General features: G+C 66.6%; 7 protein-coding genes. 2 read left to right on the top strand and 5 right to left on the bottom strand.

Features of this window, described 5'->3' with window-relative positions; genetic code table 11:
* Positions 1 to 675, bottom strand: a 675-nt coding sequence (locus tag ACESMD_RS12245) for a methylenetetrahydrofolate reductase (RefSeq protein WP_372613554.1), incomplete at its 3' end; no start/stop codon positions are given.
* 3 nt (positions 676 to 678) lie between these two features.
* Positions 679 to 1,875, bottom strand: a complete 1,197-nt coding sequence (locus ACESMD_RS12240; RefSeq protein WP_372613552.1) for a glycine cleavage T C-terminal barrel domain-containing protein — start codon at positions 1,873 to 1,875, stop codon at positions 679 to 681.
* 292 nt (positions 1,876 to 2,167) lie between these two features.
* Between ACESMD_RS12240 and ACESMD_RS12235 the strand changes: the two genes are divergently transcribed.
* On the top strand, positions 2,168 to 4,735 hold the full coding sequence (locus ACESMD_RS12235) for an FAD-dependent oxidoreductase (RefSeq protein ID WP_372613550.1): 2,568 nt from the start codon (positions 2,168 to 2,170) through the stop codon (positions 4,733 to 4,735).
* A 27-nt stretch (positions 4,736 to 4,762) separates the two neighbouring features.
* Here the strand turns inward: ACESMD_RS12235 and ACESMD_RS12230 are convergent, their stop codons facing one another.
* Positions 4,763 to 5,794 carry a GlxA family transcriptional regulator gene (locus ACESMD_RS12230; RefSeq protein WP_372613548.1) on the bottom strand — a complete coding sequence of 344 codons (1,032 nt, stop codon included), beginning with the start codon at positions 5,792 to 5,794 and terminating at the stop codon, positions 4,763 to 4,765.
* Positions 5,795 to 6,069: 275 nt separating this feature from the next.
* Between ACESMD_RS12230 and ACESMD_RS12225 the strand changes: the two genes are divergently transcribed.
* Positions 6,070 to 7,803 (top strand): formate--tetrahydrofolate ligase, encoded by a 1,734-nt coding sequence (locus ACESMD_RS12225; RefSeq protein ID WP_372613546.1) that lies wholly within the window; start codon positions 6,070 to 6,072, stop codon positions 7,801 to 7,803.
* A 70-nt stretch (positions 7,804 to 7,873) separates the two neighbouring features.
* Here ACESMD_RS12225 and ACESMD_RS12220 read toward each other — a convergent pair whose 3' ends face one another.
* Both ACESMD_RS12220 and ACESMD_RS12215 read right to left on the bottom strand, forming a co-directional pair.
* Entirely contained in the window at positions 7,874 to 9,019 is a 1,146-nt protein-coding gene (locus ACESMD_RS12220; RefSeq protein WP_372613544.1) for an iron-containing alcohol dehydrogenase, read from the bottom strand.
* On the bottom strand, positions 9,016 to 10,398 hold the full coding sequence (locus tag ACESMD_RS12215) for an aldehyde dehydrogenase family protein (RefSeq protein WP_372613542.1): 1,383 nt from the start codon (positions 10,396 to 10,398) through the stop codon (positions 9,016 to 9,018). The genes ACESMD_RS12220 and ACESMD_RS12215 overlap by 4 nt, the downstream gene beginning before the upstream one ends.
* Positions 10,399 to 10,521 lie beyond the last annotated feature (123 nt).

Genomic DNA, 10,521 nt, shown 5'->3' with positions numbered 1-10,521 from the left:
GCCGAGCGCCCGCGTCGACGCCCCGAGACCGATGCGCATGGCCACCGACAGCAGCCGGGCATGGGCGATCACCCCGGGGATGCCCGCGTACACCGGCAGGGCCAACCCCCTGTGGCGCTGACGCCGCAGCCAGTCGATCAGCGGCGCCGACTCGAAGCACAGCTGGGTGACGGCGTAATCGGCCAGCCTCGCCTTGGCATCCAGGGCCCGCTGCAGGGCCGCATCGTCGACCCGCGGATGCCCCTCGGGATACGCGGGCATCCCGAGCCGCGATGGCCGCGACGGCATGCTCGCCAGATCCTCCAACAGGGCCAGGCCGTCCGCATAGTCCCCTGTCGCCTCGGGGGCATCGCCGCCCACCACGAGGCAGTCATCGATGCCGACCACCGCCATGCGCGACACGACCTCTTCCAGGTGGGCCCGATCGCGGACCAGGCGAGCGGCGAGGTGAGGCACCGTGCGAAAACCTGCCCTCGCCAGCCACTCTGCCGCCTCCAGGGTGCGGTCGATGCCGTGCCGTGGCGAACAGGTCACGGTGACCCGGGCCCCGGCCGGGAGGAGGCGAGCCGCCTCCCGCATATTCCCCAGGGGCAGCAGCTCGTAGCGGGGACTGGCCAGCGCCAGGCATCCTTGGAGTCGCTGCTCCGGGGGCGTCACGCTCTTTAGATCGTTCATGGCTCAGCCCTTGGGAATGTCCTTGCGCGGATCATGGAACGGCTTGGGCACCACCACCGCGTCCTGCATGCCGGTGTTGGCCTCGACGCGCAGCGGCGTGCCGAGTTCGGCATGGGAGGTCGGCACCATGGCATAGCCGATGTTGCGGTCCTGGCGCGGCGAGCGGGTGGCCGACGTCACCTTGCCGATGGTCGCCCCGGCGCTGTCGAAAACGGGGAAGACGTCGATCATCGAGCCATCGGTGAAATAGCCGACGTTCGGGCCGTCGATCTCCACACCCACCAGCCGGCGTGTGACGCCCTCGGCCTTGATGCGCTCCAGGGCCGTCCGCCCGACGAAGTCGTCGTCGCCGCGAAGGTCGACCATCCAGTCGTAGCCCATGCCCACCTCGAAGGGATTGGTGTCGTACCAGATGTCGCAGCCGAAGGCGAGGATCCCGCCTTCGATGCGGCGGATATGGCAGGGACCAATCACCTGCATGCCGTGGGGCCGCCCCGCCTCGAAGACCCGCTGCCAGAGGGCTTCGCCGTGACGGTTGGCATCGCGCAGATAGATCTCGTAGCCGATCTCGCCGGAATAGCCGGTACGCGAGATGACCACCGACATGCCATCGAGCTCCGCCTCCATGAGGTGGTAATAGGGGATCTCCAGCACCCGCTCGCCGAAGAGGTCCACCATCACCGGCTTGGCATTCGGTCCCTGGACCTGGACCGGGGCCACGTCCACCTCCCGGATGCTGACATTCAGGCCCGAATGGTAGGCCAGGCCCTGGCACCATAGCAGCACATCGCTGTCGGCCAGCGACAGCCAGAAACGGTTCTCCTCGATGCGCAGCAGTACCGGGTCGTTGATGATGCCCCCGTCGGCCGCGGTGACAAAGACGTACTTGCACTGGCCGACCTGGCAGTGGCGCATGTCTCGGGGCACCAGCCGCTGAGTAAAGGTGAAGGCATCAGGCCCGCTGATCTCGATCTGGCGCTCCACGCCCACGTCCCAGAGGGTGACCCCCTCCACGAGGGCCCAGTACTCATCCACCGGGTCGGTGTAGAGGCGCGGATGGTAGTGGTGGTTGTAGACGCTGTACTTGCGCACCCCATGGCGCCTGGAGGCGTAGAAGAACGGTGACTTGCGGATCCGCGGATAGAGCAGGATCTCCGGTGCCGTCTGGGTGTGCTCGATGCTTTCGATGACCTGGGACATGGTCGTGTCTCCTTTGCAGATGCCTGGGCCTTGCCATGCGACCTCGGGGCTGATGCCGGAAGGCCGTTCCTGCCCTCGAAGCTAGCCCCGCCCGCGCGCTCCCGTGGCACCAGCGGCGACGGCCACTTAGGTCCCTGCGACACAGCGGGCTGGCCGCCATGCTCCGCCGGTGCCGGGACGCCACCGGCGGTCGCCGCGGGGAAAGATCCTGTCGGCTAGAGCAAAAGGACCGCGCCCGCCTGGATTATGGTGAAGCCAAACGCGGCGAGCGCATCGGCATCGGAGACCGGCCATGACAACACTACCCAAGCACGCGGATGCGGTGATCATCGGCCAGGGCGGCATCGTCGGCGCCTCCGTGGCCCACCACCTGATCGAGCTGGGCTGGGAGAACCTGGTGGGGCTCGAAAAGTCCGCCATTCCCTCGGACATCGGCTCCACCTCCCACGCCTCGGACTTCTGCTACATGACGTCCCACGACAAGATGTCGTGCTACACCACGACCTACAGTCGTCACTTCTACGAGCGCCTGGGGCACTACCAGCGGGTGGGCGGCCTCGAGGTCGCCCGCGTGGGAGACGACAAACGCCTGGAAGAGCTGAAGCGCAAGGTCGCCTCGGGCAAGGCCTTCGGCACCAACGCCTGCCTCATCGGCCCGGACGAGGTCGTCGAGCGCTTCCCTCTGGTCAGGCGGGAGCTGATCCAGGGCGCCCTGTGGGACCCGGACGCCGGGCTGGTGGTGCCCCGCTCGCAGCAGGTCGCCGGTGAGCTGATCGAGCAGGCGGTGGCGTCCGGCAGGCTACAGGCCTTCGCCGACACCCCGGCCCTGGACATCGACGTCCAGGACGGCCGCGTGCGTGGCGTAACGACCGCCCGGGGCTACATCGCGACCCCGGTGGTAATCGTCACCTCGGGGATCTGGGGACCGATCCCCGCGGCCATGGGCGGCACTCGTCTGCCGCTGATGCCGGTGGAGCATCCCCTGATGTTCTTCGGCCCCTTCGACACCTTCGCCGGGACCGGCAGCGAGATCGGCTATCCACTGTTCCGTGACCAGGGCAACTCGGCCTACCTGCGCGATACCGGCGATCCCAGAAGCACCGAGGGCGGACAGCTCGAGTGGGGCTACTACGAGGCCACCTCACCGCGCCTCGTCTCCCCCTCCGACATCCTCGAACGCGACCAGGCACGCCTGTCGCCCTCCATGCGCGACCTGGAGATCGACCAGGTGATGGAGGCCTTCACCCGAGCGGTGGAGCTCACCCCCGTGCTCGGCGAACTGGGCTGGGACGAGAAGCACTCCTTCAACGGCCTGCTGTCGGTCACCACGGATGGCGGCTCCCTGGTCGGCGAGTCGCCAGAGACACGTGGCCTGTGGCTATGCGAGGCGGTCTGGGTCAAGGATGGTCCTGGGATGGGGAAGGTGCTGGCCGACTGGATCACCCTCGGCCGACCGTCGCTCGATCCCCATGGCATCGATATCGCACGTTTCTACCCGGTGCAGAAGACGCCGGACTATGTCCGCGGGCGCTGCCTGGAGATCGCCAGGAAGATCTACGACCCGCCGGTGCATCCCCGCGAGCCCTTCGAATCGGGCCGCAACCTGCGGCGCAGCCCCTTCTGGCCAAGGGAGAAGGCGCTCGGGGGGCACTTCATGGAAGTCGCGGGCTGGGAGCGCGCCCATGGCTATGCCGCCAACGAGGCGCTGCTGGAGCGCTATGGCGACCGCGTGCCCGAGCGGCCCGACGAGTGGGACGGCCGCCACTTCTGGCGGGTCTCCAACGCCGAGCATCTCGCCCTGAGCGAGGGCGTGGGCATGATCAACCTCTCCCACTTCGCCATCTTCGATGTCGCCGGCCCCGACGCCGAGGCGCTGCTGGAGTACCTCTCGGTGGCGCGGGTGGGGGGCGAGACACCGCTGGGCAAGGGCATCTACACCCACTTCCTCGACGACGCCGGCGGCGTCCACTCCGACCTCACCGTAGTCCGCCTCGCCACGGACAGCTTCCGGGTGATCTGCGGCGGAGACACCGGCCATCGCGACGTCGTGTGGATGACGCGGATGGCCGAGGCGAGGCAGCTGACGCGCCTGCACGTCGAGGACCGCACCGACAGCCTGGCCACCCTGGGACTATGGGGCCCCGAGGCCCGTCGCACGCTGCAGGCGGTCGCCGACGAGCCATGGGCACTGGAGGACGCGCCCTTCCCCTTCGCCACGGCGCGCGAGATCCGGGTGCGCGGGCTTCCGGTCTGGGCCTTTCGCATCTCCTATGTCGGCGAGCTGGGCTGGGAGCTCTACACGCCGTTCAGCTACGGGCTCACCCTCTGGGACCTGCTCTTCGAGCAGGGCGTGACTCCCGTGGGCATCGAGACCTACGCCAACAGCCGCCGTCTCGAGAAGAGCCTGCGGCTGCAGAACGTCGACCTGCTGACCGAATACAACCTCGTCGAGGCGGGCCTGGAGCGCCCCAGGATCAAGCCGGCGGAGTTCCATGGCAAGGCCGCCTATCTGGCGCAGCGCGAGCGTCATGAGCAGCCGGCCTACCTCTGCACCCTGACCCTGGACGACAACCACGACGCCCGTGGCGTGGCCCGCTATCCCGTGGGCCACTCGCCGATCCTCGACCGGGACAGTGGAGAGGTGCTGGTGGATGCGCTGGGGCGTCGCTCTTATGTGACGAGCATCGCCTACGGCCCCTCCGTGGGAAAGATCATCGCCCTGGGCTACCTGCCGGTGACCCATGCCCGGGTGGGCCAAGTCATGAACATGGAGTACTTCGGCGAGCATTATCCCCTGACCGTCGAGGCCGTCGGCTATCGCGCCCTGTATGACCCGGACAACCGGCTGCCCAGGGGGTGACAGCCCCTGGTGGGCAGAGGGAGAGCGTCAGACCTCCCCGACACTCGGAGCGCTTGGGGATGTCGCCATGCCGGCCACCCGGTCACTGCGACGCGACCGCTCTCGACTGGGTGAGTGACCGAAGCGGTCGTGGTAGCACTTGGTGAAGTGCGGTGGCGAAATGAAGCCGCAGGCCAGCGCCACGTCGGTGATCGGCATGTGGGTCTGGCGCAGCAGCAGGCGCGCCCGCAGCAGGCGCAGATCCATGTAGTATTTCAGCGGCGGACAGTCCACGTAGCGCTGAAAGAGCCGTTCCACCTGCCGCCGCGAGAGATTGGCATAGTTCGCCAGCTCATCCAGGGACAGCGGCTCCTGCAGGTTCGCCTCCATCAGGGTCGCCACTTCCTCCAGCTTGGGATGGGTACGGCCTAGGCGCACGCGCAGCGGGGTCCGCTGGCGGTCGCCCAGATCCCGGATCCGCTCGTGAATGAACTCCTCGGCGATCGCTTCCGCCAGTTCCAGGCCCTGCTGGCGGCTGATGAGGGTCAGGATCATGTCCAGGGGCGCGATACCGCCGGAACAGGTATAGCGGTCACGGTCGATGACGAACAACTGCGGAGTGAAGGTCACGGCGGGGAACAGCAGTGCCTCGTGAATGCTCGAGATGTGCTCCCAGTGCAGGGTACAGCAATAGCCATCGAGGACCCCGGCCTGGGCGAGCACGTAGCCACCGGTGCAGACCCCACCCAGCGGGATGCGACGCCTGGCCAGCCGGCGCAGCCAGCCGAGGGTATCGCGATCGCAGCGGTGCGGGACATCCACGCCGGCACACACCAGCACCAGGTCCAGCGACAGCTCATCCTCCATGGCGCAGTCCACTGCCATCTCGAGACCGCTGCTGCCCTTCACGGGGCAGCCGTCCCGGCTCACCAGGTGCCAGGTGTAGAGCCGACGGTCGGCGAGGTGGTTGGCCATGCGCAAGGGTTCCAGTGCCGAGGAGAAAGCAAGCAGGGAAAAGCCCGGCAGCAGGACGAAGCCGATATCGTAGTGGTCCTTGATCGGTGCGCGCACGGGGTCCATCTGTCATCCTCCTCGCCACAACCTACTACCTGCACTCTAGTCAGAGTCTTGACATGGCAACAGCGGCACGGCTTGTCCATTCACGACCTGGACTTTCCTCGTGACGCCGGGCAGGGACTCTTCGACTCGTCGACGCTTTCCCGGCTCTCGTTTTCAGCCCAGGTCGAGGTGTCGCTGTGGCCAAGCCCGCCGACGCACGCGGGCAAGCCCCTCCCCTGCCGGGCACGAATACTGTGGCTATCGATGTCCCGGTGGATGAATCAGGAGACGTGGTGATGACGAGCCAACCGCAAGACCTCGGCCAGGCGCGACAGTGGATGCCAGACAACCTCACGATCGCCCGTGACGCCCGGCTCTGGCCCATCGAGGAGATCGCCCACCGCCTGGGCGTGCCCGGCGAGACGGTGGAGCCCTATGGGCGGGGCATCGCCAAGCTGGACCTTGCCGCCGTGGACGCGCTTGCGGAGCGCCCACGGGCACGCTATGTGGTGGTCGCGGCGATCACCCCCACGCCTCTAGGCGAGGGCAAGACCACTACCTCCATCGGCCTCGTCCAGGGCCTGCAGCAGCTTGGCCACAGCGCCACCGTCGCCCTGCGCCAGTCCTCAATGGGCCCCACGCTTGGCATCAAGGGCGGTGCCGCCGGCGGCGGCTACAGCCAGGTGATCCCCATGGAGCGCATCAACCTGCACCTGACCGGGGACATCCATGCGGTCTCCGCCGCCCACAACCTGCTGGCGGCGATGGTGGACAACCACCTTCACCATCGCCTGGGCATCGACCTGGACCCGCAGGCGATATGCTGGCAACGGGTGATGGATATCAATGACCGCGCCCTGCGCCATATCGTCACGGGCCTCGGCCCGGCTGCCGACGGCGTCACACGCCAGAGCAGCTTCGAGATCACTGCGGCCTCCGAGGTCATGGCGGTGCTCGCCCTGGCGACGTCGCTCGCGGACCTGAGGCGCCGACTGGGCCGGATAAGGGTCGGCTACACCCGCACCGGCGAGCCGGTCACCGCCGAGGAAATCGGCGCGGCGGGTGCCATGACCGTGCTGCTCAAGGAGGCGATCAAGCCCAACCTGCTGCAGACCCTAGAACACGCACCGGCGCTGATCCATGCCGGACCGTTCGGCAACATCGCCCATGGTAACTCCTCGATCGTCGCCGATCGAATCGGCCTCCACGGCGGGGAGTACCTCGTCACCGAGGCGGGCTTCGGGGCCGACATGGGCGCAGAACGTTTCTTCAACATCAAGTGCCGGGCCTCGGGGATGATCCCGGATGCCGCGGTGCTGGTGGCCACGGTCCGCGCATTGAAGTTCCACTCCGGGCGATACGCCGTGGTCCCCGGCAAGCCGCTCCCCGCTGCCATGCTGGCGGAGAACCCCGAGGACGTCCGCGCGGGCGCCGACAATCTCATCAAGCAGATCGACAACCTCCGCATCCACGGTGTCACCCCGGTGGTGGCCATCAATGCCTTCCCCTCGGACCATGCCAGCGAGCACGCCGTCATTCGCGACATCGCCGAGGCCGCCGGGGTCCGGGCCGCAGTATCGAGTCACGTGCGTGACGGCGGTGTCGGTGCGCTCGAACTGGCCCAGGCCATCGTGGAAGCCGCCGAGAGCGGCAGCACCTTCCGTTTCCTGTACCCGGACGAGATGCCCCTGGACGCCAAGATCGAGCACATCGCCACCCGTCTCTACGGCGCCGCCGACGTCGCCTTCAGCCCCGAAGCCCGTCGCCAGATCGACAGCTACCAGCAACAGGGCCATGGCCACCTGCCGGTGTGCATCGCCAAGACCCACCTGTCACTGTCGTCCGATCCAACGTTGCGTGGCGCCCCCACCGGCTGGACCCTGCCGGTTCGCGAGGTGCGGCTTTCTGCCGGGGCGGGCTTCGTCTATGCCCTCTGCGGTGACATGCGCACCATGCCAGGCCTCGGCCGCGATCCGGCCGCCGCGCACATCGACATCGACGATAACGGCGAGATCACGGGACTGTTCTGACATCCGCCGTCACTGGGCTCCACGGGTGGCGATCGCCACCCTCAAGGGAGATCGACCCGCACCTCGACGGTCACATGCACTGTCGGAACAACGCCTTGAGATCATCGACGCTCAACGCCACCGGATTCCCGCCACAGCTGGGATCCTGAATGGCCATGTCCGCCAGATGGTCGATATGGTCAGGGGTGGCACCGATCTCGGAAAGGGTGCGCGGGATGCCCATCTGATCATTGAGCTCCTGCACGAAGGCCCTGAAACCATCGAAGCCGCCTTCGATACCCAGATAAGCGGCGGCCATGTCGAATCGCTCGCGGATCCTGTCGGCGTTGAACGCCAGCACCGCCGGCATGCAGATCGCATTGGTGGTGCCATGGTGGGAATTGAACACCGCGCCAATGGGGTGGCTCATCGCATGGATGGCCCCCAACCCCTTCTGGAACGCGGTGGAGCCCATCATCGCCGCGCTCATCATGTGCGCACGTGCCTCGAGATCCGTGCCGTCGGCATAAGCGCGCGGCAGGTAGTCCTTGACCAGCCGCATGCCTTCCAGCGCGATGCCCTGGCTCATCGGGTGATAATGCGGGCTCGAGAACGCCTCGACGCAGTGGGCAAAGGCATCCAGCCCGGTACCGGCGGTGATCGGCTTGGGCATGCCCACCGTCAGTTCGGGATCACAGATCACCTCCGTGGGCAGTACCTTGGGGTGAAAGATGATCTTCTTCTCATGGGTTCGGGAGTTGGTGATGACGCTGGCCCGGCCCACTTCCGCACCGGTGCCGGCGGTGGTGGGCACCGCCACGATGGGCGCGATCGCCTCGGCATCGGCTCGCGTCCACCAGTCGCCGATATCCTCGAAATCCCACACCGGGCGCGCCTGGCCGGACATGAAGGCCACCATCTTGCCCAGATCCAGCCCCGAGCCACCGCCGAACGCGATCACCCCATCATGGCCGTCTGCCCGATAGGCCTCGACCCCTGCTTCCAGGTTCTGCTCGTTCGGGTTGGGGTCGACCTCGGCAAACAGGCACCGGCCAAGGCCTGACGCTTCCAGGATATCCAGCGCGGCCCGGGTGATCGGCAGATCGGCCAGGCCTCGGTCAGTCACCAGCAGAGGACGGATGATGTCCGCCTGGGCACAGGCCTCGGGCAACTCGTTGAGACGGCCCGCACCGAACCGGATGGCGGTGGGATAGGTCCAGTTTCCAGTCAGCGTCATTTCGTCACCTTCTTCAGGTAGTAGGACTTGGGCCGTGTCAGGTTGTGATAGCCGATCACCGACAGGCCGCCGCCGCGGCCCGACTCCTTGCAGCCGGTCCAGCACAGGCCAGGGTCGAGATAATCCGCGCGGTTCATGAACACCGTGCCGGTCTCGACCCGATCACCGATACGCTGGGCGCGCTCGATATCGGCCGTCCACAGGCTAGCCGTCAGGCCGAACCGGCTGTCATTCATCAGCCGGATCGCCTCGTCATCGCCGGCGACCTTCATGATGCCGACCACCGGGCCGAAGCTTTCATCGCGCATCACGCGCATGTCATGGGTCACCTGGGTCAGGATCTGCGGAGTCAGATAGGTACCACCGTCATCTTCGGGCTTCTGCGTGATATGGGCCCTGGCACCGGCGGCAACGGCCTCATCGATCTGGGCACGGACCTCCTTGGCAAAACGTATATTCGCCATGGGGCCGATATCCGTATCGGCGGCCAACGGATTGCCCAGCTTGTAGCCTTCGACAATCGCCACCGCCTTTTCGACAAAGGCCTCATAAAGGCTCTCGTGCACATAGATCCGTTCGATGCCACAGCAGCATTGCCCAGAGTTGAACATCGCCCCATCGATCAGGGTAGCGACCGCTGCACCCAGGTCGGCATCCTCCATGACATAGCCCGGATCCTTGCCGCCCAGCTCCAGCCCCAGCCCGGTGAAGATACCGGCCGCCGCCTTTTCCATGGTACGCCCGCCGCCCACGGAACCGGTGAAGTTCACAAAATCGAACGCCCGATCGGCAATCAGTGACGAGGTGGTATCGTGATCCAGAAAGACATTCTGGAACACATCCTCGGGCACGCCGACAGAGTGGAAGGCGCGCGCCATCCGCTCGCCGACCAGCAGGGTCTGGGTGGCATGCTTCAGCAGTACCGTGTTGCCCGCGATCAGCGCGGGCGCCACCGTATTGATCGCCGTCATGTAGGGATAATTCCAGGGTGCCACCACCAGCACTACCCCGTGTGGGATGCGCTTGATATAGCGTTTGACCGTGGCATCCTCACCCACCGCGATATCGGCCAGCGCCTCCTCGGCAATGGTCGCCATGTGGCCGCCACGCTCCTCGAAGCCACCGAACTCGCCACCGTAGCGAACCGGGCGGCCCATCATGTGCGCAAGCTCCAGCACCACCTCGTCATTCATCGCGCCCACAGCGGCGATGCCAGAACGAACCAGGTCGATACGCTCCTGGATGGGCCGTGCGGCCCAGCTGGCCTGCGCCGACCGCGCCCGTTCGGCCGCCTGCCGTGCGGCCTCAGGCGACAGCGCGTCACGCTCGGCGAAGACCGACCCGTCGATCGGTGAGATACATTTCAGAATGTGACCCATCGTCATCTCCAGTTTCTGCAAGGCCTGATGTTCGTGGTCCCTGACCCGACACCATCCCGCCGCGAACATGCCTTCCGGCAGCACTCGCTTGCAAGGACACCCCCCGACATCAGCGGGCTAGCG

The sequence above is a fragment of the Halomonas sp. genome, assembly GCF_041689495.1.
In the GTDB taxonomy this organism is placed as follows: Bacteria; Pseudomonadota; Gammaproteobacteria; order Pseudomonadales; family Halomonadaceae; genus Halomonas.
Note: the sequence above shows the minus strand (reverse complement) of the source record. Positions and strands in the feature narration are given on the sequence as shown.